We start from the raw sequence: 24463 nt of genomic DNA on the forward strand, positions 1-24463 counted from the left end.
TCATAACTTATATCCAGCTAGAGTAAGATTTTGGCAAATAGTACTTTGGCAGTAAAAACGACCGCAACGTAAATTAATCTGTACATCATCAACTGGATTTTAATAAAAATACCCACACTTTATGCTGATAACATTTAATCGATAATGGTTTCGAGCCAAATCCCATAAAATGCCTCCATCGCTATTTACATCATGAGCACATCTGAATAACGGGAGTTGTAAGCATGGCTGAATGGGTCAGTGGTAAAATCACGCACGTTGAACATTGGACGAACGCCTTGTTCAGCATTCAGGTTGACGCGCCAATAGATACCTTTACTGCCGGTCAGTACGCCAAACTGGCACTGGATGTCCACGGTGAACGGGTACAGCGAGCCTATTCCTACGTTAATGCTCCCAGTGATAACAAGCTTGAATTCTATTTGGTCAACGTTCCGGAAGGGAAACTCAGCCCTCGCCTACGTCAGCTTCGGGTCAACGATGAAATTATGGTGACCAAACAAGCCGCAGGTTTCTTCGTTCTGGAAGAAATCCCTGACTGCAACACCCTGTGGATGTTAGCGACGGGTACCGCCATTGGCCCTTATCTGTCGATTTTGCAGGAAGGTCGCGATTTGGAACGTTTCAACAATCTGGTACTGGTTCACGCCGCACGCTTTGCTCAGGATCTCAGTTACCTGCCGCTAATGCAGCAACTGGAGCAACGCTACAATGGCAAACTGAGAATTCAAACCGTGGTCAGTCGTGAAGAGTCCCCCGGTTCTCTGACCGGACGCGTACCTGCGCTGATTGAACATGGCCTGCTGGAAGCGGCGGTAGGTTTGAAGATTGATAGCGAACGCGATCACATCATGCTGTGCGGCAACCCGCAGATGGTCCGCGATACGCAACAGACGTTGAAAGATCAGCGTCAAATGAAAAAACACCTGCGTCGCAAACCCGGCCATATCACCAGCGAACATTACTGGTAACTCGAATCAGCCGTTAAATTTGGTCGAAAAAAAGGGCGCTAAGCGCCCTTTTTCATCTAAATAGCCCGTTATTGTTTTTTCTCAGGCAAAAACTTCACCGGATCTGGTTCCGGGCCAAAACGATTATCGCCTTCGTGACCCAGAAATGCGCCGCAATCAATCAGCATCATGACAATAATCAGCGTGGGAATGAAACGCCCAACGCCCCACTGCCAGATCGGCGCCAACATTTGCCAGTTTCCAGCCATCAGCATCCAGGCCAGCACCACCAACAGCGCCCACCAACCGACTTTATTGCGATCGTGCAGGCGTTTTACCACAACTGCCGCCGTTGGCCACAGCAGAAAAACAATCGCAAAGGCGGCGGTTTGCATCGGCAATATCTCTTGCCCGGCAAGCGTAAAAATAGTCGCCATGGCCAGTAGCCACAGGCCGATCCAAATCCAAAAATCACGACGGCCAATCCGGCCTTTAAACGAAAAACACCATTGCTGAATGGTCATAGAGATTCGATTCCATTTCTTCGAAATTATTGCGCCAAAGTGTACCCTAACGCCGAGCTTAACGAATAATCTTTGCGGGGATTTTTGACAACGGCTACCGAATACCGTTTTAATCTTCCACACACTCCCTTAACTACGGCGTAAGTCATGAGAAATACCATAGCCGCTGTGCTCGCCATTTTAGTGCTAATGGCCACGGTTAGCCGCACAGCTCATGCTGACCCAACGGATAATAGCGGCGCTCCGGTGCCGAACAACCAACCCACTGCGCCCTATCTGCTATCAGGGGCACCGACTTTTGATTTAACCCTGGTAAAATTTCGCGAAAGCTACAACCAGGCCAATCCATCATTACCTATTAATGAATTTCGGGCCATTAGCGCTAAAGATGAGGGCAGCAATCTGACCCGTGCTGCCAGCAAGATTAATGAAAATCTTTATGCCTCAACGGCGCTGGAAAAAGGCACCGGTAAAATTAAAACTCTGCAAATTACTTATTTACCGATTAAAGGTGATGAAGAGAAAGCTGCAAGGCTGGTCGCTATCAGCTATATGGCAGCGTTGATGCGTCAGTTTGAACCCACCTTATCGCTACAGCAAAGTCTGGATAACGTACTCAAACTGCTAGCGCAGGGAAAAGGCTCCCATTTCCATAGCCATGCTGTCGGTGCGATCCGCTATGTAGTGGCAGATAACGGCGAAAAAGGGCTAACTTTCGCTATTGAACCGATTAAGCTGGCACTATCCGAGCCATAATCTCGGCGTAATTAATGACAAAAAGCAAAGCCATTGCCATTAATCATCTCTATACTGTTGGGCAGGTAAACTGCCGGTCCGGCAGTCATTATTATTGACCCTCGCGTCCCTGGTTGGAGGAAGAAACATGCGTCATCCATTAGTTATGGGTAACTGGAAACTGAACGGTAGTACTCACATGGTTAACGAGCTGATCGCTGGCCTGCGTAAAGAACTGAGCAATGTTGACGGCTGTGGCGTTGCCATTGCTCCACCAGCAATCTATCTGAGCCAGGCTAAACACCATCTTTCCGGTAGCCGTATTGCTCTGGGCGCTCAGAACGTCGATGTTAATCTTTCCGGCGCATTTACCGGCGAAACTTCAGCAGAAATGCTGAAAGATATCGGTGCTAAATACATCATTATCGGTCACTCCGAGCGTCGTACTTATCACCACGAAAGTGATGAGTTCATCGCCAAAAAATTCGGCGTACTGAAAGACGCTGGCCTGATCCCAGTACTGTGCATCGGTGAATCTGACGCAGAGAACGAAGCGGGTCAAACTGAAGCCGTTTGCGCTAAGCAACTGGACGCAGTGCTGAACACTTTGGGTGCAAAAGCATTCGAAGGCGCGGTTATCGCTTACGAACCAATCTGGGCCATCGGTACCGGCAAATCAGCCACCCCAGCGCAGGCGCAGGCTGTTCACAAATTCATTCGTGACCATATCGCCAAACAAGATGCTGCAGTAGCTGAACAAGTTATTATTCAGTACGGCGGTTCTGTTAACGATAAAAACGCTGCAGAACTGTTCGCTCAGCCGGACATCGACGGCGCATTGGTTGGCGGCGCATCTCTGAAAGCTGACGCTTTCGCAGTTATCGTTAAAGCCGCAGCTAAAGCGAAAAAAGCATAATTCACGTTTAAATACGTAAAAATGCAAAAACCCCGGTAACGGGGTTTTTTTATGTCTGAATCTCAATGCCGTTTAGCGCTTATTGATCTCGTCAAATACGCCGCCGGTAGCAAAATGCACCTGTTGGGCTTTGGTCCACCCGCCGAAAACCTCATCTATGGTAAATAATTTCAATGTTGGGAATTCGCTGGAAAATTTGGCCGCTACTGTCGCATCACGCGGACGATAGAAGTTTTTCGCCGCAATGGTCTGGCCTTCTGGCGAATACAGATACTTCAGGTAAGCATCGGCGACTTCACGGGTTCCACGTTTATCGACGACTTTGTCCACTACCGAAACCGTCGGCTCAGCCAGAATGGAAACGCTCGGCGTCACAATATCAAACTGGTCTTTGCCCAATTCATTCACCGCCAATAGGGCTTCATTCTCCCAGGCAATCAATACGTCGCCAATACCGCGCTCAACGAAGGTATTTGTCGCGCCACGCGCACCGGAGTCCAGCACTTCAACATTTTTATACAGCGTTTTGACGAATTCCTGCGCCTTCGCCTGATCGTTATTGTTGTGCTCCAGAGCGTAGCCCCAGGCCGCCAGATAGTTCCAGCGAGCGCCACCGGAAGTTTTCGGATTCGGCGTAATCACGGAAATCCCCGGTTTTACCAAATCTGACCAATCGTGAATTTGCTTGGGATTACCTTTACGCACCAGAAAAACGATGGTTGAAGTATAAGGAGCAGAATTATCCGGCAGGCGCTTAATCCAGTTCTTATCAATCCGACCACGTTCAGCGATTGCGTCCACATCGTAGGCCAAAGCTAGCGTCACGACATCGGCTTCAATACCATTGATAACTGAGGTTGCCTGCTTACCAGAGCCGCCGTGCGACTGACGTACCGTGACTTTATCCCCAGTTTGCTGCTGCCAGTGTTTACTGAAAGCCTGATTATATTCCTGATAGAATTCCCGCGTTGGGTCGTAAGAAACATTCAACAACTGAATATCTTTTGCCACGGCACCTGATGCCACCAGCATTAATGTTAAACCTACACCCCATTTGCGCATCGCCCGCTCCCCAGAATTTATATAATCAACCCCAATAGGTTGGATAAGATAAAGCCTGCCAGAAACTAAGCTAACGATTAAAGAATAAAAAATACCCTATTATATCTTTAAGAAATATACGTTCCGTAAAATGCAAAAAACCCCCGCGAGCGGAGGCTTTTTTCAGACCTGGAACGTGGATTAGAACAGTTTTTTCGCTGTGTCGTACCAGTCTTCTTTGAATTTGCTTTTCTTGTTCTTCGGATCGATACACACAGAAATCAGGTCGTTAACCATTTTCTCATTCTGTACGCCGACGCAAAGACCGCCTTTGCTCTGATCAACATTTTTCATCAGCAGTTCAACCGCATAAGCACCCATACGGGAAGCCAGAATTCGGTCATAAGCTACCGGTGAACCACCGCGCTGAATGTGGCCCAGTACGGTTGCACGGGTTTCACGGCCAGTTTCTTTCTCGATATATTTAGCCAACTCATCGATATCACAGAGTTTTTCGGTGATAGCCACGATGGCATGTTTTTTACCTTTGGCGATACCGGCTTTGATCTCACAAACCAGATCGTCCGGATTGAAAGGCACTTCCGGAATCGCGATAAACTCACAACCACCGGCGATAGCTGCAGCCAGAGTCAAATCGCCACAGTAGCGTCCCATCACTTCAACGATAGAAATACGTTGATGAGAAGAAGAGGTGTCACGTAAACGGTCAATGGCCTCAACCACAGTATCCAACGCAGTGAAGAAACCGATGGTGTAGTCAGTACCCGCCACATCGTTATCAATGGTGCCCGGCAGGCCAACGCAGGAAATACCGCCTTCCGCCTGCAGTAAATCAGCACCGGCATAAGAACCATCGCCGCCGATAACAACCAATCCATCGATACCGCGCGCTTTCATGTTCTCAATGGCTTTTGCACGAATGGCCGGATCGCGGAACTCAGGGAAACGCGCAGAACCCAGGAAAGTACCGCCCCGGTTGATCATGTCTGAAACGCTGTAGCGATCCAGCTGTTCCATGCGATCTTCATACAAGCCGAGGTAACCATCATAAATACCGAAAACTTCCAGCCCTTCAGACAAAGCAGCGCGAACCACCCCACGAATTGCCGCGTTCATACCTGGCGCGTCACCGCCGCTTGTTAGCACACCGATTTTCTTTACCATGACTACCTCTGAACTTGTAGATGCGATTTTTTGAGAATTCTTTATTAGCCGATTATGCCATGAGCACGATACTAGTACATAAAATCAACGCTACGACCATGATATTGGATATTATAGCAAAAACACTATGCTGAATTGATTCAAGTCACACGAAGTAACGGTAAATATTTCCATCATTCTGTAACACAGTTTCAAGAATCAACGCAAAATTACAGCTCCCAATGAGCATGGCGCTCTTTTGGCACTACCGAGCAAGGATCTTGATGGATAAGCACATCAGCACCCGGAAAACGGTGTAACAACGCGCGTTCAACCTGTTCAGCTAAAATATGCGCCTGCATCAACGGTAGATCGTCTTCCATCTCCAGATGCAGCTGGATAAAACGAGTCGGCCCGGATTGCCGCGTACGTAGATCATGAGCGCCAATCACTCCCGGCCAGGAAGTCACAGTATCAATAATGGCCTGCCGTTCTTCATCAGGTAAGGCCCTATCAAGCAATGACTGTACCGCTTCATAGCCCATACGCAGGGCGCTATATAAAATATAAACGCCTATACCCAGCGCAAATAACGCATCGGCGCGGTGAAAACCGTACCAACTTAAAGCCAATGCTATAAGAATAGCACCATTCATCATCACGTCTGATTGATAATGTAGCATGTCGGCCCGTATCGCCTGGCTTTGGGTTTTACGCACCACCCAGCGCTGAAATGTGACTAAAATCAGGGTACTGAATAACGCGACTAACGTAACGCCGACGCCTATACCGGGATCTTGTAAGGGTTCCGGCGAGGCGAGATGCTGGAAGCCGGTTAAAAACAGGAATAAAGCGGAGCCAGAAATAAACATACTTTGAGCCAAAGCGGCCAAAGACTCGGCTTTGCCATGACCAAAGGTATGCTCTTCGTCCGCTGGTTGCAGGGAGTAACGCACCACAAACAGATTAGTGAGAGAGGCAGCCAGATCCACCAGTGAATCGACCAAAGCCGCCAATACGCTGACAGAACCGGTCGCCCACCAGGCAAATATTTTAATTAACAGTAGAATTGATGCTAGTGCAGTAGCCGATAAGGCCGCAGCTTTAACCAGCCGCGCATATTGCAGATCCATAACTTGTCCCAAATTGAATCTTAGGGGGGCAAGTATAACGGATACCGGCAAAAAAAAGCCCTCCATCATGGAGGGCTAAAAGACAGGGATGGTGATGCTTTTTTATCACTATCAACATGAAATAAAAGGATTTGTTTCATTCAATGTCCACACATTGGCCACATCGAAAAAAAGCCCCACATTTTGGGGCTTTATCGTTTTTGTTACATCCAGAGCGTTTGTTGACCGTTTCGCGCCGGGTGTGGCATGGCGGGAATAACTTCGCCGGGCAGCATGATCGAGCTTTCGAATGTCTCCATTGTCTTGAATGTATGGCCGCAGTTTATATTTTGGCACTGATGATAACGTTCCTTTGTGTTCTCGCTCAGGTAGCGACTGGAACGAGCATGGGCGGCTTCTCGACATAGTGGACAATGAAACATTTTAATCACCTCAACTGGCTATGTTTGATGTAACGATTTTAGTTTATTTGTCCTTTTAAAACAATGAATTATGATTATATCACCATCTTACTTCTCTTCTTCATACTCTACATCAGAGAGCTTAACCTCAAGCTCTAGCGCCGTCGTGTAGCCACTTTCGCCGAGGGTGTGTGTCACTTTAGTGATAGTCCACGCCTGCTGATCTATGACGCTCTTAAACCCTCGTACTGTGACCGGGGTTTCCGGGTATAAATCTGCTCGCCCCATTGCTAGGTTTATCGAAAACTCCGCTACGCCGCGTTGCAATTTGTCCCACTTGGCCTGTGCGGCGCGCATCGCCTGAGCCTTGGTGGCGTAAATCGTGGTTAAGGCCAGCACGTTATCAGCTTCCCCGGCCAGATATTCGCCCTGTTTTTCCTCCTGCGGCTTGATTGTTTTGGCTTTGATCGGTTTGGCTTTCGGATGCTGCAAAGCGCGCAAGTGCTGAGTTTTAACTTTGCGCTGGAGTTTAACTTTTTGCTTTTTGGGCTTAGGGTCTTTGGTATGCAACCAGCTTGCGGTCACGCCGGTGTAAGCATTGCGGTCGGCAATGGCAAACTGATGCCGGTCGCCGTCGGCGCGTTCGATGGTCATTGTTGGAATTGGCTTCCCACTGGCCGTCACGCTGTTCCCCGCTTTGAGAAATAGCAGCTTACCGGCTTTGACCGAAACCTCGGCACCATTTCGCTCGGCCAGCCGGGTGAGAAACTTAATATCGGACTCTTGCGATTGGTCGATATGAGGGATTTTAATCTCAGCAAGACCTTTCGCCAGCGCAGCTGTGAGCTTGTTACGTTCAGCAATTTGCGTCACCACTGCGCCGAGGGTGGTGTCGTGATAAGAAGCTTCGCGGCGCGAATTGAGCGAACCGCGAAAATCAGCGCTCCGGGCGCGAACTGTTAACGTATCCGGCGCACCACGATGCTCAATTTCATCGACGGTAAATTGGCCTTTACCAATCAGCGCCGAACCTTTCCAGCCAAGAAACAGCGACAATATGGCACCGCGTGCAGGCATCACCACCTGACCGTCGCTATCATCCAGTTCAATATCCAATTGGTCAGCCTCAAAGCCTCGGTTGTCAGTCATGGTCAGCGAAATTAAGCGGTTGCTAAGATTGGCGCTAATATCTTTGCCGCCGAGTGTGAGCATAAACGCCGGGGCAATATCCGCACCGGCGGCGATAGGCATTCCGATCATCATCAGAATAAACCTCCGAGCTTACTCTGTGCCTGTTGCAGCATATCGCTGGCTTGCTGTTGCAAATCGCCAAACATCGCATTCAGTGATTCATCCACCCGGTTGAGCGTCATGCTGAACTCAATACGCCGTGCTCGACCATCATCAAAAAATACGCTGTGAGTTTGCGAGATACTGGCGACAGCATACATGCCATAAATCGCACCATCCCCACCGAGCAACGGCCACGCTTTGCCCTGTTCGGCCATCGTTTTCAGCGTCAGCAATGACAACACGCCACCGGTAATTTCCGGTAACAACACGCCGGAAAGCGTGATTTTGTCCTCACCGATCCCCAAAAACTGATAGGCCGGTCGCTGACCTACGCGGCTGTTGGACGGCCAGCGATAATCAAGGCTTTGCTGTAGCGATTGATAGGGCAAGGTCTGGAGCTGAAACACAAACAGCCCGAGGGTTAACATCATGTTTGTGGCTCCTTAATCAGTGTTCATACGCGAGCGAGCAGTAGCGCGGCGTTGGCGTTCTTTCTCCTCCAACACTTCGCGGATCATGTTTTTGGCATCCTCCCGGTTTTGCCCCGGAGGCACATTAATGTCGAGCTGATAATGGTTCTGGCTTTGGTCGGTGTAACCGCCAGCATTTGCCGTGACCGGCGCATAGTTGGCTGTTAACAGTCCACCGCTAGGGGAATAACCGCGCCCGTTTGAAGCGGTAGCGTACTGGTTTACCTTGCTAGCGTTGATATCAATATCAGCCGATTCACTTTTAATCAGACCGAGCTTTTCCAATAGCCAATCAACGCCCTCGCGCAGCTTGTTGAATAGTTGAAGCGGCGCGGTGAGCACATCAGCCAATGCCTGACCAAACAGCACTCCGGCATTACGGCAGCTATCTAGGGATTCCTGGGTCGATTTGACCGGTGCAATCAGGTCACTAAACCATTTCCATACCGCCTGTAGCTTTTCCCCCAGCCAGTCAAAAACCGGCTTTAAGGGAGAAAATAACTCGGCCACCGGCGAAAAGGCGGCTTTTAGGCCTTCCACTACGCCAGCAAAAAAGGCGCTGATCGGTTCCCAATATTTACGGATAAGTAACGCCCCGGCGACAATAGCCACCGCGATAGCCACTATTGGCCATGTCACCGCTCCGAGCGCCGTCATAATGCCGCCAGCTACCGCGGTGAAAACCGTACCAAGCAAACTCGCCCCGGCAATAATGGCATTAATCCCCATCACCACCGGCCACGCCACCAGACCAATCGCGCCGAGCATACCAATCACCGCCATACCCACGCCGACAACCTTAAGAATGGTCTCGGATAATCCTTTATTTTTCTGTATCCACTGGTCGAGCTGAAGCACATATTTAGTGGTAGTTTGAGTCAGTTTGCGCAGCGAACCTTCCTGCTGATCAAACAGGTCAGTCCCAACCGCCTGATAGGCAGATTGAAACTGTTTGAAATCACCGCCGAGGTTGTCTTGCATGATTTTGACCAGCTCTGCAGTCTTGCCATCGGACTCCTGAAAAATCTTGGTCAAGCGGTCGAGCTTACCGGATGCCGCGCCTTCCATCAGCACGGCGGCAGAAGATGAGGCTTCCTCGCCGAAAATGGTTTTCATGTACTCCGCGCGCTGGGCGGTGCCGAGCTTGTTTTTATCAAAACTCTTTTGCATTTCTTTGAGAATGGTAAACAACGGGCGCATATTGCCTTTGCGGTCTGCGGTTTTAACCCCTAACTCGCCGAGCGCATCATGGGCTTTACCAACCGGTGCCTGTAGTCGGGTGATAACCGCACGGCTTCCCGTTCCCGCCATTGAGCCGGTAATTTTCGCATCTGCTAACGCTCCCGCCATCGCGGCGGTTTCTTCAACGCTGATACCGGCATTTTTTGCCACCGGTGCGGCATAGGTCAGCGTGTCGCTTAAGCCCTCAAAGTTGGCAGCGGTTTTGTTCATCGCCGCCGAGATAACATCACCAATGTGCGCGGTTTTGTCGTTACTTATACCAAACGCAGACTTAACCCCCATCAACAAGGTGGCGTTTTCTTCCATGCTCTTTTTATTAGCAAGCGACATATTCAGCGTGACCGGCGTTGCGGCCAGAATGCCTTCTTTGTCTGCGCCAGATTTGGCGATAATGATTTGAGCGGCGGCGGCATCATCAGCAGAAGCAGCGGTGGTGTCACCGAGCTGGCGCGCCTGCGTACGCAGTGCTTGCATATCGGCGCTGGATTTCTCCAGACCAAGTACCGCCTGTAACTCAGAGTTTTTCTGTGCAAAATCAAAACCGGGCTTCAAGATAGCCGCACCCGCTACCACGCCAGCGGTCGCCATACCGACACCGGCAGCCCCTGCTCCAGCAAGATTTCCAGCCAGCGCTTTACCCCCCTGATAACGCTGATTAATACGATTGAGTTTGGCCTGTTGCTGGCTGTTGCGAGCAAGTGCCTCGCGCTGACGGTTAAGGCTGGCTGTAGTCTCATTAATCGATGCTTTAAGCCGACGCTCATCGTTCGACAAAGTACGAGTATTGATTCCCGCCTGTTGTAGTTCTTGGCGCTGGCGCTGCACCGATTGACGCAATCCGTTGTATTTGAGTTGCATCTCAGAGGCGACACGTTTAGCGGCTTCCATCGCCTGAGTCTGTGCGCGAGTCGGTCTTTCGGTATTTCTAAACTGTATAGCCAGCTCGGCGGCTTCCTGCTTGGCTTTCTGCAACGCTTGGCTTGTCACCGCTAGCTGTGCGCTCGTTTTACGAAAACCCTCAATGCGCCCGGATTGGGTACTTAACTCTTTGAGGGTTTTCTGCGTAGTGCGAATATCACCAGACAGGGATTTACTCGCTGCCTGAATCGCTTTAAACGGGCGGCTAGCTCGATCAACGACGTTGAGAAGCACCTGCAACTTTAGATTATTGCTCATCAGTGTTTCCGCTTCGTTGTAGCGCTTTATCACGCCAGAGAATGAGTTCGGACAAACTCAGAGAATAAAGCTCTGATGGCGGCCAGTGGAAAATCACCGCGATATCCGCCATCAAATCATCGACCGACAAACGCGGTGGAAAGGTTAACGTTCCGAGCTCGGCGACAAAAAACCAATTACCTTACTCGCCAGCAAAATCATGTCGGGTAACTCCAAATTAACCACTTCGCTCTCGGTTAATGACGGATATGTCATGCGCGGCAACACCTTAATCAACGCGTTAACCTCTGAGGTTGCTACATCCTGCAAACTCACCCCGCGCAAAGTGCCGGTGTTAGGTTTAATCAGAGTGATAGTTTCAATCAGGGTGTCGCCGCGCTTAATGGGGTTTTCCAGCGTAACTACATTTTCGTTTTCGATATTCACTTTTTCTGTTGCTCTGCTTTTAGTTCTAGCCATGATTTTTCTCTCAAAAATAGGGATTGACCGGCCAGCGATTTATCTGACCGGAGATAGCATTACAGACCGATGTTTTTGCGGTGCTGCTCCAGACGATCGACGCCGTTGACCTTCTCAATCATGTTGACGACGTCAATCTCAATCAGCTCTTTGCCATCAAGGGTCATTTTGTAGTAGGTGCATTGAGTCGAGATTTTTGTTTCGGTGTTCTCGCCTTGCTTGTTATCACCGCCGTCAATTTCTTTGTGACGGCCACGCATTACAATTTCTACCGCCACCGTCTCGCCGGTGTCGTCGCGCTGGTAGGAACCAGCAAAGCGCAATGGAACATCTGACGCACCCGGCGTCGCGTACTGCGCCCAAATAGCTTCATCCGGCAGACCGCCGACCGTCCACTCCATTGAGAGCGCATCATCATCCAGCCCTAAATCCACCGGAGCGGAGCCGTTCATCCCACCGCCGCGATAATTTTCCAGCTTGCGAGTCAGCTTAGGCAACGTCACCGAGCTGACTACGCCCATGTAGCTCAAGCCGTCGTTAAACAGGTTGAGGTATTTCAGTTTGCGCGGTAATGCCATGATGTTTCGGTTCCTTAGCTGTTGGCCGTCGAGCCTAAGCTCACCAAATATTTATCGGTGATACGCTGGCGCAGAGTGAGGTCTTCCAACGGTGGTACTGGCGTATAGTCGTAATCTAAAAATAGCTTTCCGGCTTTCAACGTGTCTTTGTCGTTGGCGCTGTCGTCGTACCAGCAATCGCCGTCAATAATCAGCCCGGCAGATTTCATTTCGCGAAACTTGGCTTTGATGCCGCCAATCAGGTCACGCACCAGCGACGGTGTCACCGGGCGGTCAACCGCCCACAGGTGCGCTTCGGCGATAGTGTCGGCCAGCACCTGCGCGGTACGGGCGTAGTTCTCAAAGGCAAACAGCGGGTCGTCCGAACAGGTGCGGGAACCCCAGAATTTAAAGCCGTCTTTACGGATTAAAGTGGTTACGCAGGCTTGGTTAAGCAGGTCGGCGTCGGTGCCGACGGTCTGCAAATCCCAGTAGACGCTGGCCGAGACACCGCTGACGCCGTTCACCCCGACGTTAGACAGGGTTTTGTGCCAACCGATCTGTTGGTCAATCTTGGCGCGCAGCCCCAAGGCACGGGCGGTAGCGTAGGCAATATCGCTGCTGTTGGCGGTGGTATTCCAACTGATAAAATCCGGCCAAATCAGCATCAGTTCACGCTGGCTAAAATTCTCCCGGTACTGAATCGCTTCGGACACGTTCTTGCAGCCAAAGGCGCTGATATAACCGAATGCGCGTAACTGCTGGCAGACAGTCGCCAGTGCCGCGGCAACAGGCAGATTATCCAGTCCCGGCACGCCGAGAATACGTGGTCGGACGCCGGTCACGGTCTGGGCGTCTAACAGGGCTTTCATGCCGGTATAGCGGCCGTTTTCGTCTGCCCCGCCGATAATATTTGATGTGGTTTCGGCCTCATCTTTACCCGTGGCTACACGCACCACAATGGTGACCGGCTTGGTCTGCTCGGCAATGGCTAACAGCGACGCCGCTAATGTGCCTTTTTTCCCGGCTTTCCCAGCGGCGGCTAGCACGTCAGTAATCAGTACTGGCACGTTAAGCGGAAAGGTTTTGGCATCCGCATCAGGTGCGGTGCAGACCATGCCGACAACGGCGGTTGAAACGGTGGAAATAACGCGTGTGCCTTCGTTGATTTCGAGGACACGGACGCCGTGGTGATAATCACCCATGGGGTAACTCTCCGTTGGTGGTTGGTAGAGAGTATGTTGACGGTTTAGCGCGCGGGGGGCATCTGATGAGCGTTCGGAGAGAAACGAAACAACAACGCCCTGTAAAAGGGCGCATATAAAAAGGACATTATCGGTCGGCAGCCACCAGTATCGCCGAAACCTCATTAGACAGCGTAGTCATATCCGCCAGTACGCCGGTGACGCCTTCCGGCTTGACCATGTACGGCAGTACCAGACTGCCATTTTTTACCGCGCTATCAACGCTTGCCAGTGTATCCGCGACGGGCTGCGCCGCCGCTTTAATGTCCGCAAGGGTTTTGGCCTGTGCGATAGACACCGCAAGCTGTGAGACATTCACCAGTATCAGGCTCAGCACATCAGCCAAAACGCCCTCCCGCGAACGGGTATCCGCTATCGTCTCAATCTGCTGACGTACCAACATTCGCACCCGCACCGCGTCCTGAGACTCCAGCCCCCGGCTGGTAACGACATAACCGCCGCTGCGATCAGAGTGCGGCATCATTTCTTTATTGCTTAACGTATTCATTTTTACACCTTTATTGTGTTCTGATGGCTTCGCCGAGGCCGAGATTAAACAGTTGCGGACAACGATGGTCAGGGTTCCATCTGCCCGGGATGATCTGCGGTAAGGCAAGATAAAGTACATCTCCCACCGCAGGATTACCCGCTACCCCAATATCCACATGGCTGTAGTTCCCGGCGGCATTACCACTGAATAAGTGATGAGTATGTTGGTGCCAACGGCCTTTAACCTCGTTGTGGCACCAAGACCAGTCAGCGCCACCGATAATCTTGTAATACAGCACAAAACTCATAAAACAGCCGGTCGGAATATGCTGGCTTGGAATATGGAAAGCGTAAGGGCCAAATCCGTCGATAGTCTTTTTGATGGTGACTTTCATAATGTTGAATGCACCGTGAAAATGGAGCCGATCCATTCCCATGTACTGCAATAATTCGCGCACAATCGGCGCACGGGTTTCCGGCGCTACCCCAGAAGCGACGGGGATCATTTCAATGTCGAACTTATCCCAGAAATGACCGCCGGCATGTAATCCCATACCCACCGGCAACTGTTGCGGTGGTATTCCGGCCAAATCGTTCAGGGCGGCGTTTTTATTAACGGCCAAGGCTGAATGCTCGTGTACCTGCAAATACTGGTCATGAGGGTTAGTGCTGCGAACGTGATCGGATAATGCCGTGACCGAAGCATTAGCCGCAGCCTTAACCGCTCTCGGCGTCGCCGCCTCGGTTTCACTGTTGCTGTCGGTGGCATTGCTCAGGGTGACAAAGCCTTTTTCTGTCTGGCTGGCATCCGGGTGATTACGGGATTTTGCATGGTCAGCCAGTACGTTATCTGCGTACTGCTTAACTTCAATCACCTTATCATCGACATATTTACGTGTAGCCAGTACCACCGAGGGATCGATTTTCAGGGTGACGGCTTCGGTGCTGCTGACAATCAAAATCATCCGAATGGTTTGAGTGCGGCCACTGCCTTCCTGTAGTTGCGGTTTGTAGGTTTCGGCGCAGTTGGCAATGGCGACCAAATCCCCGGCGCTGTCGTACAGGCCGATTTCACGGATCCACCAACCGCCCTCATTCTCCGGGATAACCTGCTCGGCAATAATCTGGCTGGTATTGACCGGGTCAATGCTCAAGGCATTCAGCGCTGCCCGGCGTTTCTCGCCGATAAGCTGGGTTTGTGCTGGATTGGGCGCGGGTAAAGCACCGCCTCCGTCGCCCACGGCCATTTGGGTGATGTCTAATCGGGTGCCGAGCGCGGTGGCGTTCGCCAGTTTGGCCGCCCCGACGTGGGTCAGAAGTGCATAGAATCTAGCGGTCATGGTTCACGCTCATCTCATCAATCATATGAATGGTGCCGCCGGTGTATTCGCTGCCGGTGACGGTGATAACTTCGGGTAAATAGGGGTAAACGGTCAGCTCGTCGCCGCTGTAACAACCCGCACCAACGTAAAACTGGCCGCTGCTGTCCAGATTTATCGACAGGCCAATCAGGTGACGGCTGGCCGGTTTGGCGTCGTCAATCAGGCGCTCCAGTTCGCGGTACATGTCTTCGGTAATACCGGTTTCCAGCACGCCGACATCCAGGCGAAAAGTGCCGGGGATGTCGCCGGTTTTCCACCACTCCAGCACCTTAATCAGATAGCCCAGCGGCTCGACCACGCGACGAATGGCGCTAACAGTGCCTTTGTGGCGGTGAACAAAATGCGCATTCGCCACGACGTTACGCTTTGCCGCTTCCGGCCAGCTCTCATCCCAACGGTCGACAGAAAACGCCCACGCCAAATAAGGCAACAGATTCAATGGGCAGGTTTGCGGATTCCAGAGCTGGCGCAAGGGTATTGGCGTGCGTTCAATCGCGGCGCAGGCTTTGGCGGCAGCGATTTCTAGGAGAGAAGAACCGACCGGCAATAGACGGTTATCACTCATCGGAGCCACCCACTTTCAGCGTATAAGCGGTGCAACTGGAGGCTTGTGATTCACTTAGCACGATATCGGCCAGCGGCTGCGCTAGCTCGACACGCTGTACCCCTTCCACATGTAACGCGGCATAGATAGCGGACAGGCGAATATCCCGCCCGAGCCGGTGTTGGGCGCTAATGTAGGCTTTGAGCTTGGCCTCGGCGGCTTGCCTAATCGGTTCCGCTTCGGGGCTGGGGTAGAGAAATAATGAGGCATCGATTCGGTAAGGGATAATCTCGGCAGATTGCACCGTTACCCGATCGGCTACCGGACGCACCGCCTCAGCATTGAGCGCAGCGGCCACAATCTGGATCAGTTCTTCATTGGCGGTTCCGTCATTTTCGCGGGACAACACCGACACCGTCACACAGGCCGGTGACGGGCTAATCACCGACACATCAGCGACCCGACCGTCAGCACTGCGACCATGAAATTGATAAGCCCCGGCAGAACCGGCCACGCTTAATCCCTCGAAGGCTTGTTGAATTCGAACGCGGAAATCACTATCAGATTCCATCACGGCGGCTACCGGCGGTAACGCACTACTATCGGCAGGGACAATAACCAAACGGGAAACCGTGTAATTTGCGCCGAGCTGATCGAGGTCAGCACCAGTGGAATAAGCCAGCATGTTGGCTCGCGCAGCTTCATTCACCCGCTGACGCCACATCACCTCACGGTAAGCGCTTTCTTCCAGCAACTTTGTCAGCGGCTCAGATTCGAGCTGTAAGGTACGCGCCACCGCTGCGCGCTGACTTTCATCACACAGCGACAACAGCGTCGCCTTGCGCTCGGACAAAATACTTTCGTAATCCAGCAACTCAACCACATCGGGGGCGGGTAACTGGCTCAGGTCAATGGTTGCCATGGGATTAGCTCACTGGAACGTTAAGGGAAAAAGTACCGCCGGTGTCGCTCAGCTGGCCGGTGATATCGACAACCATTTCACCGTTGAATCGGTTATCGAAGGTAATGGCCGTTAGCCTGACACGCGGCTCCCACTTCAAAATCGCCATATAACAAGCAGCCATAATTTGCAGATTGAGAGCGGCGTTTTGCGGTTGATCAATCAACGCGGACAGGAGCGAACCATATTCGCGGCGCATGACTCTAGTGCCGACAGGAGTGATTAGAATGTCGCGCACGCTTTGCCTGATATGGCCGACGTCGTCGAGCTGCGTCCCCGAATTGCGATTCATGCCTGAATATCGAGATGTCATTTTGTCCCCTCCGTTCGACTGCCACCGCGCTGAACGCCGCCGTGATCGTGGCTATCCAACTGCACGTTATTAGATTTAAACGTCCCGCCGCTGTGCTCAATGTTGCCCTTCATTACGCCACCTTTTTGTACCTCCAGCGTTGCCGTGGTCAGCTTGTTGGTGCAAACCACCTCGGGCGTATCAAGGGTGATTTTTTTGCTGGCAGTAACGGTGACTGACGGCGAGGTGACAACCACAGAAACCGACGCACTCACCTCGGCGGTTTTAATTCCGCTAACAATTAGCGCGCTGGTATCCGGCTCATACTCAATAACCGCCCCATCAGGAAAAGTGACGTGATAGGCATCAGGTGAGCTGGATGGCGGCGGGAAATCATCACAATGAATTCCAGGCAGCACAAAAGCGGTATCTAACTCACCGCCAACCGCCAGTAATAACACCTGCTCACCCACCGATGGAGCCCACCAGTCACGCGAACGGCCAGCGCGACGTGTCAGCCAGTTAAGCCAACCGGTTTTAATCTCACCGGTTTCAACGCGACATAAGGCTCCATCGGTATCGACTTCGGAAACGACACCGGTGCGGATAAGGTTGCGCAGTAAGCGCTGAATTTCAGAAAGTTGGGATTGTGTGCTCATGAGGGAAGGATGCCGCCAATAGAAACAGGCAGCAATTAGTGACCGTTTTATGTTGGATGAAACAACATACTGAATTACTCTTATAAAAAACCAATGTAATAGGGATGTAACATATGCTCGAATTATCCGTTGAATTATATAAGCTAATATTGATTATTTTAACCGCACTGTTTTTAACAATTAGATTCGGAGGGATTTCTTTCTTCTTCAGGCTTTTCACTCGAGTTTTCAATTTATCTTACTACAATAGTAAATTAAAAAAATCCGAGAGCATTGCATATGACCTACAACTCTTTAAAGTATTGGATGGTGCTAACGTTAGAAATATTAATGATGCAAATTTGATTAGAAATGAAATGAATCTCGGTAAGATACAAAGGACTGGATTGTTTTTTACATCCATTTTCGGATACATAGGGGATAGAAAGCGTTCGCGTTCATTTTTTGCATTTTTCATATGCGCTATAATTATATTTTCTACTTTTTCTTTTTACTCTATTTATACAACATCTTCTTATAAGATTGGGTATTACCGTATTAATCCCGTTAGTAATAATGAATTTGTATCTTTAGAACACATAACAGACAAAAATGAAAATTTTTTTATGACCAAGAGCGGCTGTAAAAGGTATCAAGCTGGTGGATATCATAACACCATCAGAGCTAAAAGTTGCTCCTATCTATTGGATTCGGAGAAAGAAGAGAATTTATGGTTGTCTAAGCAAATAGAAAAAAATGACTTGGAATATCGGATTTTTTATTGGGGTGGAGTTTTTTATTTATTAGTCTCCCTCTATTTCCTAATCGGATTATTTAACTTCTATCAACTCAATAAGTATATATTAAAGATAAAAGAAGAAAAATTATAAAAAAAACCACAAAACTGACAACTACGCAATCATCTAACACGTTGATATTATTTATAAAAATTCATTTTATTAGATTAATATCGCCATTACAGAGATCAATTAAATGGTGAGGAACGCGGTCATAACCTCCTCAACGATATGCTTATCTGCCGGGCTTAGCCCTAATAATGGACGCTCGTCGTATTTCACCAGCTTACCTTTTGGATGAGGTCTATCCATTAAGCCATATTGATGAACACGCACCATACGCCGCACACCGGTAGTAAACGCAATTAACGCGGCGTTTGGCGTGCCTGCGGCATCCATAAATTTATTAGTACTCAATTTAATAAACATGGCTCGGCGCACACGGCCATTTTTACTTCGGGCAGTTTGGCGCTTTCTAGCAGAGTACGGCATCCCATCGGGGGTCTGCTGGCGTTTGATGCGTTGCTGCTGACTGGTTCGCAAACGCTTTGCTACCTCAAAGGCTATTTTTCGCCGCTGCGGAGGGGTCAAATTAGCGATAAGCCCAGCGAGCCTGTCCTCACAAAGTTTAAGCTCACTCATCCCAATGACTCACTAATTCACCGTTGATATAAAGTTCCGTCGGACGCTCCACCCACTGTGGAATTGGCGGTTCTTCCAGATGATTTACATGCAATGCTTTACCAACCTGTTTGACGATCACCCGTTCAGTGAGTCTGAGACTAAAACTGATATCAATACTGCCGTTATTATTCAGGTCAGCAAAATGGGTGAAGCCGTTCTGTTTGCCTTCATCGGTGGTCATTATGTCCGGCTGGTTTTCTCTCAGCCACGCATTTATCGGCACAATAAGTAAATCCAGATCGCTATGCCAATCGGTCACAATCAGGTTCAGCGTGTACTGATGTTCGAACGACAAAGACGCGGCCAACGTGGTCGCTATCGTACCGTTATCAATAAATATACGTAGCATATCCGGGTTATTACGCAGCACTGGCGCGGCCTTTTCTAACGCACTACGCAGGCTTTTCGGCTTTAACATCCGGTGACTCCTGACACTGTTTGAGGGTTTCAACTTGTAGCGCACAACTCACCAGTGCGCGCTCCAATTGGCGATTATCTTCACTCAGATCGCCGTTAGTTTTGGGTTGGCTGGACGGTATCGGACAACTTGTCACCTTCGGACAACCAACGTAAATAATCGGCTGGATTGTCGAATCCAGGGCGCGTGTGCAACCGGGCAATATCGTCAGGCAAAAGAGACTGATACCAACGGCGCAAAGTTTCATTTTCATTGAGTAACCTTGTAATTCGTTGATTACGGTGTTGGTCGAGTTGCTGGGCAGCGACAAGCTGCTGACGCAATGCAACCTGTGCCAGCTCGTTACGCTTGGCGCTTTCAGCTAACGCGTTGAGCTGGTTTCTTACGGTACTGAGATCTTTTTTCTGCGTGGCGATGGTCTGGTTAGCCGTGCTAAGTCCATGCGATAGCTCGCTATTCTCGCGACTCATCCACCACAGCCCGATCGCGGCCAGTAACAGCAAAACAAACAGCGTTTTCATTGAATCCCCTTAATGCAGTGAGCCAGCTCGGCGGCGCGGCGATTATTCACACCGCGATTCCATACGCCGTTAACGTATGACCAACGAGGTAATTGCTGACAGGCTTCACGCCACTGTTGCCGCTTGATAAAGGTTGCCAGCGTTGAACGGCAAGCCGCTCCAGTACCGACGTTAAACGCAAAACTGACCACTGCGTCATACACCGGCGGCGGCATAGCAACCGGCATACACTGATCGACGCGCCGCTCTACCAAAATGACGTCGGCCACTAGATTGGCGGCAGCCTGCCGTTCTGATATGGCATTAGCCGGTTTGACGCCTGCGGTGTGACCGATGCCTGACGTCCATACTCCCGCGCTGCACTGGTAAGGTTCCAGGCGACACCCTTCCAGATTGGCAATCAACGCCAGCCCGTTCGCAGAGGTTTTTATTTGCTGATAATTAGGCAGTAATGCCGCCAGCGCTAACACTACGGCGACACTGCAACGCTTAACGATTGAGTTCATCAAACACCTTCCTATCGAGGGCTACGCGCTCTAGAAGACGGTAACTTTTGCGGCGGTAGTACCAATTGACAAAGAAGGTGCCGACCGCCACGGCGGCACCAATAAGCAAGGCAATATCTTGCGGCGTTAGCGCGCCAATACATGCCAGCACCGCCGCGACAAGGTAGGCGATGGCCGAGCTGATTCGCTCCATACTCAGTCCCATAAATTGACAGTCTCCCGTTGGGGCGCGGTGTTAATAGCAGGAAGTTCGATAGCGGTACCGTAGGGTAAAACGGCACCGAAATCGGCTAACCCTGGATTGGCTACGAGTACCACCTCAACCACGCTCTCAGTACGGCCATAATGCCGAAAACAGAGTGCGTCGAGCGTGTCCCCTTGCGAGGCGATAACTATCATCAGATTTGCCCGATGATGGCGCGTGGACGACCTTGCAACCGACTGACCGCCCAACGAGCATCACGCCACAAGGTATCGGCGGTGCTCTCAGTTGCATCGGCTTTTTTGTCACCTTTGGCGCTGGCATCGTAGCCGCGATAGCGCTCGTAAACGCTAGCACTGGCAAAAGCCGACACGGCGCGCAAGTAGTGAAAACACTTCTCGCTTTCGCCGTCGATTCTCTCGGCAGGAACCTCAGCCAAGCAGGAAAAACCAGCCGCAATATTGCGCTCGCGGAACAGATATAACTCGGCGTTGGTTTCAGCGATCCCCATGCGAATCGCTTCCCGCAGGCGTTCAGGCGTCACCACATACTCAAGCCGCATCAGCTCACGAATGCGCACCGGGTCGATATCCGGCCAAAAATAAGTATTTTTTATGACAGGTTCGCGCTGTTCTGACACTGGAATAACGATCCCCGGTTTATTGGTACTGCTTTCTGGCGCAGGGATAATGATTGTCGTCATGACAAATCCTTGTAATGGGTGGGCGGTGAACGCAGAGAGCCAACAAGGCAAAGCCTGTTTTATCTGCGTGCCGCCCGGCGCGGGGCGCGTTCTGTTAACGGCTGGCGGTTGGCGCAGCCTTTTTCCGCAAGCGAGTAGCCGGTTTAGCCGGTGTTCGCACACGCTTAGTTGTCTTGGGTTTAGCTACGGGTTTTGGCAGCACTGGCGGCGCAGTGGCAGCTTTGAGAGCACCCTCTAACCGCTCAATGTCTTTCTTCACCCCAGCCAGCCGATCGAGTTGCATCGCTCGTTTGAGATGCGCCAATGCCTGCACTAACTGGCCGATATCACGCAGCACCAGACCGGTGATTTTGTGGAGTTTGGCGCGGACTTTGTCTGGCATATCTGCGGCGTCGGTCAGTGCCATGGTTTCCAGTAGAAGCGATACTTCAACCGGTTCACCGGCGGTACGTAAGCGGTCGGCAGCGATAGCCACATCTTCAGCTAGAAAATAGGCCGTAGGTCGGTTGTGTTTCGTCGGCATGGCAAGACGATGTTTTAAGGCATAACGAGCAATATCCAGCGCACCGGCTATGTCACCGGCGTCGAGCTTCCACACCATCACCGTCATCAATACCGCATCCTGTGCGCCACGACCTTCGGCCAATACACCGGCCACCCATGGCGCGTACTCCGGTAACATCCCACGTTTAATCACCGCCTTGCGCTCAACGGAACGCACGCCCTTTAAGGTGCGCATATCGCCGGATAATCTCATCAGCATCAGCTCGTAGCCGGTGGCATGGCGCAACGCGGTGTTCCCGCGCTGCGCTTCCTCCTCCGCTGACACCCGCATCATGTGACGCTGTGCAGGGCTAGCCATGACTTATGCCTCCGTTTTCTCGTCTACGTTTGGGTCAGATACCGGTGCCGAGGCTTGCGCAGGTTCTTCTGGCTTTTTGAAGGTACCCACTTCGATATTTTCAATCAGGCAGGCGCAGCCGTAATCCTCGACCACAAAGTCAATTTTTAGCGACTCATAGTTTTCGACACGGTCGCGCTTGGCGTTCTCTTCGATATGACGACGGTGGGCACTGTCCATGATGTAGATAGACAGGTTATCCAGACGGGTGATCATGATGGCATCCGCAGGGAAGTACGGCACGCGAACCGCTGGTAAGTTACCGATACGCTTTTGGCTGATAATCACATCTGCCGCCATAGCTTCGGTGTTAGCCTGCTCCTGATTCACTAGCGGGAAATACTTATCTGCCAGCAACTGACGACCGCAGATAACCACAAGGTCGGGATCTTCCTGATGCCACGGTTCAATCATGCTGTTGGTAGCATCCATCACCACCGCATCAAGATTGACATAATCGCCGTTTTTACCGATGCGAATGACGTCCGAGACCGTGCCATCTTCGTGGGTGTAACTATCCATCACGCGTTTAGGTGCTTCATTACGCAACTTTTGCAACCAGCCGACCGCCACGTCCTGCAACATCGGGTTTTTACTGCGATCGGACTTAGGCGCTCGCGCAATACCATTAAACCCGGTCATGATGTAATCCAACGCCTGCCGCTTAGCGATGGCATCACGTAAACGGATTTGGAAATCCTGATAACGCGCCCACAGGTCAAGAGTGTTGTAGCGAATATGGAAATCGAAATTGACCTGTTCGCAGGTGTATTTACGCGATTCCAGCGCGGCAAAATCAGCGGTTTCACGCTCGCCGCCATTATCTGTGTCGGCAGTGCTGGCGATCGAACCAGTGACACCGAGGCCAATCTTTTCGCCGGTCTGCTCATCCACTGGCACCATATTGATACGAGTCAGAAAATCAGAGGTCTCCTGTACCGTAGTGATCAGGGTTTGCGTCACGGACGGTTCAACGGTGAATTTTTTATCAATATCACCGACGTCAATGCTGTTCAGCATCGCGACTTGAGTCAGGAAGGCGTTAAATTTAAAGCGGGTATTCGGGCGCATAGTCTCTCTCAATCAAATAGGATTTGGTTGGTGCGCCACGGCGCACCGGTTAACAGGCACGCGATTAACAATTGGTTTGGTATGTCTCTTCACCATTGCCACCATTGGCCGCCGGGCGGCGCTGTTGGCTAAAACTTTCAGTCGTGCCTAGCTGTTCTTTCAGGGTTGAAAACTCTTGTTTGTCAGAGAGCGCCTGCGTGGTCAGGTACTGGATTTTTTTCTCGAGGGTGGAAAAACGCTGTTCGGTACTTTCACCGTTGCTCTGTAGCAGTTCAGACACGGCGGTTACCGCCTCATGCACATCGTTAAAACGCGCATCATCGCTGGCCTGTTTGCGGCTAAAGATGTTTTTGACCTTATCGGTCAGGCTGTTAAGTAAAGTGTCGGGGACGTCTTCGAACTCCAGCGCGGCCAGCGTGGCGACAGAAAACACGTCGTCAGGGTGATCTTTCTTACCGGCGAATGGGTTCACTTTGGCCTTAGCGCTAAACTCCAGCATTTCAGTGCCGAGGCTGGCCGGATCATCGGTCACCGCCAGACCAACGAGGTAGGATTTGCCGGTATTGGCAAAGTTGCGGCGAATTTCCATGGAGGTGTAAATCTTCTGACTGGCGGCCACCATATCGGTGAGTGGCGTAGTCGGGGTCAGTTTGGCAAACAACGCCAGCTTGCCGTTAAGAATAGAATCATCCTCAATCTGCTCGGCTTTTAGCTCCACCACATCACCCAGACGTTTAAAATCGCCATCAGGATATAAGCCCTTGATGTGCTCGAGGTTAATGCGAGCGCCATAAACGCGCGGATCAAAACTATCAGCCATTTGCTGAATGTCTTTGCCGTCAATTTCCCGACCGTCGCAGGTATCGCCCTCAACGCCAATGCGAAACCATTTCGATACTTTCTTTGCCATTTTTCAGGTGTCCTGAGTGGTGTTTAAGTTCGGGGCTAGTTTCCTCACCCTGACCTCACACCGCCATCAATCACCGTCTGACAACCGCCGACACAACAGCCGCCTAAGGCGCGTTATGCTTGGCTTGCGTAGCCTTGCC

At 51.0% G+C, this 24463-nt stretch carries 33 protein-coding genes; 4 read left to right on the forward strand and 29 right to left on the reverse strand.

Going from position 1 to position 24463, the window contains the following annotated elements:
* The first annotated feature begins 224 nt into the window (after positions 1 to 224).
* Positions 225 to 971 carry a ferredoxin--NADP(+) reductase gene (gene fpr, locus ACQ4OC_RS11975; RefSeq protein WP_064514552.1) on the forward strand — a complete coding sequence of 249 codons (747 nt, stop codon included), beginning with the start codon at positions 225 to 227 and terminating at the stop codon, positions 969 to 971.
* Between the two features lie 68 nt (positions 972 to 1039).
* On the opposite strand, the gene ACQ4OC_RS11980 is transcribed toward fpr, so the two are convergent.
* On the reverse strand, positions 1040 to 1474 hold the full coding sequence (locus ACQ4OC_RS11980) for a DUF805 domain-containing protein (RefSeq protein ID WP_064514554.1): 435 nt from the start codon (positions 1472 to 1474) through the stop codon (positions 1040 to 1042).
* Between the two features lie 147 nt (positions 1475 to 1621).
* On the opposite strand from ACQ4OC_RS11980, the gene ACQ4OC_RS11985 reads away from it, so the two are divergent.
* On the forward strand, positions 1622 to 2230 hold the full coding sequence (locus tag ACQ4OC_RS11985; protein ID WP_064514559.1) for a DUF1454 family protein: 609 nt from the start codon (positions 1622 to 1624) through the stop codon (positions 2228 to 2230).
* A gap of 127 nt (positions 2231 to 2357) precedes the next feature.
* The gene (tpiA, locus tag ACQ4OC_RS11990) at positions 2358 to 3125 is read left to right on the forward strand and encodes a triose-phosphate isomerase (protein WP_064514561.1); all 768 of its coding nucleotides are present in this window, start codon (positions 2358 to 2360) and stop codon (positions 3123 to 3125) included.
* A 72-nt stretch (positions 3126 to 3197) separates the two neighbouring features.
* On the opposite strand, the gene ACQ4OC_RS11995 is transcribed toward tpiA, so the two are convergent.
* From ACQ4OC_RS11995 to ACQ4OC_RS12075, 17 genes are all read right to left on the reverse strand, one after another.
* Positions 3198 to 4187, reverse strand: a complete 990-nt coding sequence (locus ACQ4OC_RS11995) for a sulfate ABC transporter substrate-binding protein (protein WP_064514563.1) — start codon at positions 4185 to 4187, stop codon at positions 3198 to 3200.
* 180 nt (positions 4188 to 4367) lie between these two features.
* The gene (pfkA, locus tag ACQ4OC_RS12000) at positions 4368 to 5351 is read right to left on the reverse strand and encodes a 6-phosphofructokinase (protein ID WP_064514565.1); all 984 of its coding nucleotides are present in this window, start codon (positions 5349 to 5351) and stop codon (positions 4368 to 4370) included.
* 209 nt (positions 5352 to 5560) lie between these two features.
* A complete protein-coding gene (gene fieF / locus ACQ4OC_RS12005) occupies positions 5561 to 6463 on the reverse strand; it encodes a CDF family cation-efflux transporter FieF (RefSeq protein WP_064514568.1) in 903 nt (300 codons plus the stop codon).
* Positions 6464 to 6666: 203 nt separating this feature from the next.
* Entirely contained in the window at positions 6667 to 6885 is a 219-nt protein-coding gene (locus ACQ4OC_RS12010) for a DNA-binding transcriptional regulator (RefSeq protein ID WP_071840401.1), read from the reverse strand.
* 87 nt (positions 6886 to 6972) lie between these two features.
* On the reverse strand, positions 6973 to 8127 hold the full coding sequence (locus ACQ4OC_RS12015; protein ID WP_120806887.1) for a phage late control D family protein: 1155 nt from the start codon (positions 8125 to 8127) through the stop codon (positions 6973 to 6975).
* Complete coding sequence (locus tag ACQ4OC_RS12020) at positions 8127 to 8588, reverse strand: phage tail protein (RefSeq protein ID WP_120806888.1); 462 nt, start codon at positions 8586 to 8588, stop codon at positions 8127 to 8129. Before ACQ4OC_RS12020 ends, ACQ4OC_RS12015 begins: the two co-directional genes overlap by 1 nt.
* A 12-nt stretch (positions 8589 to 8600) precedes the next feature.
* Positions 8601 to 11045: a phage tail tape measure protein gene (locus ACQ4OC_RS12025; RefSeq protein ID WP_120806889.1), complete on the reverse strand. Its 2445-nt coding sequence runs from the start codon at positions 11043 to 11045 to the stop codon at positions 8601 to 8603.
* Positions 11035 to 11157, reverse strand: coding sequence for a GpE family phage tail protein (locus tag ACQ4OC_RS12030; protein ID WP_120806890.1), 123 nt, complete (start codon positions 11155 to 11157; stop codon positions 11035 to 11037). Before ACQ4OC_RS12030 ends, ACQ4OC_RS12025 begins: the two co-directional genes overlap by 11 nt.
* A gap of 32 nt (positions 11158 to 11189) precedes the next feature.
* On the reverse strand, positions 11190 to 11465 hold the full coding sequence (locus ACQ4OC_RS12035; RefSeq protein WP_162975234.1) for a phage tail assembly protein: 276 nt from the start codon (positions 11463 to 11465) through the stop codon (positions 11190 to 11192).
* A gap of 98 nt (positions 11466 to 11563) precedes the next feature.
* Complete coding sequence (locus tag ACQ4OC_RS12040; protein ID WP_042526575.1) at positions 11564 to 12082, reverse strand: phage major tail tube protein; 519 nt, start codon at positions 12080 to 12082, stop codon at positions 11564 to 11566.
* A gap of 14 nt (positions 12083 to 12096) precedes the next feature.
* On the reverse strand, positions 12097 to 13266 hold the full coding sequence (locus tag ACQ4OC_RS12045) for a phage tail sheath protein (RefSeq protein ID WP_430971193.1): 1170 nt from the start codon (positions 13264 to 13266) through the stop codon (positions 12097 to 12099).
* Between the two features lie 127 nt (positions 13267 to 13393).
* Positions 13394 to 13813: a hypothetical protein gene (locus ACQ4OC_RS12050; RefSeq protein WP_430971194.1), complete on the reverse strand. Its 420-nt coding sequence runs from the start codon at positions 13811 to 13813 to the stop codon at positions 13394 to 13396.
* Positions 13814 to 13823: 10 nt separating this feature from the next.
* Positions 13824 to 15134, reverse strand: a complete 1311-nt coding sequence (locus tag ACQ4OC_RS12055) for a phage tail protein (protein ID WP_430971195.1) — start codon at positions 15132 to 15134, stop codon at positions 13824 to 13826.
* On the reverse strand, positions 15124 to 15741 hold the full coding sequence (locus ACQ4OC_RS12060; RefSeq protein ID WP_430971196.1) for a phage tail protein I: 618 nt from the start codon (positions 15739 to 15741) through the stop codon (positions 15124 to 15126). The genes ACQ4OC_RS12055 and ACQ4OC_RS12060 overlap by 11 nt, the downstream gene beginning before the upstream one ends.
* Positions 15734 to 16642: a baseplate assembly protein gene (locus tag ACQ4OC_RS12065; RefSeq protein ID WP_120806637.1), complete on the reverse strand. Its 909-nt coding sequence runs from the start codon at positions 16640 to 16642 to the stop codon at positions 15734 to 15736. Before ACQ4OC_RS12065 ends, ACQ4OC_RS12060 begins: the two co-directional genes overlap by 8 nt.
* A gap of 4 nt (positions 16643 to 16646) precedes the next feature.
* Positions 16647 to 16994 (reverse strand): GPW/gp25 family protein, encoded by a 348-nt coding sequence (locus tag ACQ4OC_RS12070; RefSeq protein ID WP_042526585.1) that lies wholly within the window; start codon positions 16992 to 16994, stop codon positions 16647 to 16649.
* A complete protein-coding gene (locus ACQ4OC_RS12075) occupies positions 16991 to 17632 on the reverse strand; it encodes a phage baseplate assembly protein V (protein WP_042526586.1) in 642 nt (213 codons plus the stop codon). The genes ACQ4OC_RS12070 and ACQ4OC_RS12075 overlap by 4 nt, the downstream gene beginning before the upstream one ends.
* 113 nt (positions 17633 to 17745) lie before the next feature.
* Between ACQ4OC_RS12075 and ACQ4OC_RS12080 the strand changes: the two genes are divergently transcribed.
* Entirely contained in the window at positions 17746 to 18501 is a 756-nt protein-coding gene (locus tag ACQ4OC_RS12080) for a hypothetical protein (protein ID WP_267262874.1), read from the forward strand.
* A gap of 99 nt (positions 18502 to 18600) precedes the next feature.
* On the opposite strand, the gene ACQ4OC_RS12085 is transcribed toward ACQ4OC_RS12080, so the two are convergent.
* From ACQ4OC_RS12085 to ACQ4OC_RS12135, 11 genes are all read right to left on the reverse strand, one after another.
* Complete coding sequence (locus ACQ4OC_RS12085; RefSeq protein WP_267262875.1) at positions 18601 to 19050, reverse strand: phage virion morphogenesis protein; 450 nt, start codon at positions 19048 to 19050, stop codon at positions 18601 to 18603.
* A complete protein-coding gene (locus tag ACQ4OC_RS12090; protein ID WP_042526592.1) occupies positions 19043 to 19510 on the reverse strand; it encodes a phage tail protein in 468 nt (155 codons plus the stop codon). Before ACQ4OC_RS12090 ends, ACQ4OC_RS12085 begins: the two co-directional genes overlap by 8 nt.
* Positions 19485 to 19712: an Rz1-like lysis system protein LysC gene (gene lysC / locus ACQ4OC_RS12095; protein WP_230675763.1), complete on the reverse strand. Its 228-nt coding sequence runs from the start codon at positions 19710 to 19712 to the stop codon at positions 19485 to 19487. Before lysC ends, ACQ4OC_RS12090 begins: the two co-directional genes overlap by 26 nt.
* Positions 19606 to 20031: an Rz-like lysis system protein LysB gene (gene lysB / locus ACQ4OC_RS12100; RefSeq protein ID WP_120806634.1), complete on the reverse strand. Its 426-nt coding sequence runs from the start codon at positions 20029 to 20031 to the stop codon at positions 19606 to 19608. The genes lysC and lysB overlap by 107 nt, the downstream gene beginning before the upstream one ends.
* Entirely contained in the window at positions 20028 to 20537 is a 510-nt protein-coding gene (locus ACQ4OC_RS12105; RefSeq protein ID WP_042526596.1) for a lysozyme, read from the reverse strand. Before ACQ4OC_RS12105 ends, lysB begins: the two co-directional genes overlap by 4 nt.
* Complete coding sequence (locus ACQ4OC_RS12110; protein WP_042526598.1) at positions 20521 to 20730, reverse strand: HP1 family phage holin; 210 nt, start codon at positions 20728 to 20730, stop codon at positions 20521 to 20523. Before ACQ4OC_RS12110 ends, ACQ4OC_RS12105 begins: the two co-directional genes overlap by 17 nt.
* Positions 20731 to 20732: 2 nt before the next feature.
* Positions 20733 to 20936: a tail protein X gene (locus tag ACQ4OC_RS12115; RefSeq protein ID WP_120806633.1), complete on the reverse strand. Its 204-nt coding sequence runs from the start codon at positions 20934 to 20936 to the stop codon at positions 20733 to 20735.
* Entirely contained in the window at positions 20936 to 21442 is a 507-nt protein-coding gene (locus ACQ4OC_RS12120; RefSeq protein WP_120806632.1) for a head completion/stabilization protein, read from the reverse strand. The genes ACQ4OC_RS12115 and ACQ4OC_RS12120 overlap by 1 nt, the downstream gene beginning before the upstream one ends.
* Before the next feature lie 94 nt (positions 21443 to 21536).
* Positions 21537 to 22304 (reverse strand): terminase endonuclease subunit, encoded by a 768-nt coding sequence (locus tag ACQ4OC_RS12125; RefSeq protein WP_042526604.1) that lies wholly within the window; start codon positions 22302 to 22304, stop codon positions 21537 to 21539.
* Between the two features lie 3 nt (positions 22305 to 22307).
* Complete coding sequence (locus ACQ4OC_RS12130) at positions 22308 to 23414, reverse strand: phage major capsid protein, P2 family (RefSeq protein ID WP_042526606.1); 1107 nt, start codon at positions 23412 to 23414, stop codon at positions 22308 to 22310.
* 64 nt (positions 23415 to 23478) lie between these two features.
* Positions 23479 to 24324 (reverse strand): GPO family capsid scaffolding protein, encoded by an 846-nt coding sequence (locus ACQ4OC_RS12135; RefSeq protein ID WP_049689794.1) that lies wholly within the window; start codon positions 24322 to 24324, stop codon positions 23479 to 23481.
* Between the last annotated feature and the right edge of the window lie 139 nt (positions 24325 to 24463).

The organism is Yersinia sp. J1 (assembly GCF_050586585.1).
Taxonomy (GTDB): Bacteria; Pseudomonadota; Gammaproteobacteria; order Enterobacterales; family Enterobacteriaceae; genus Yersinia; species Yersinia entomophaga.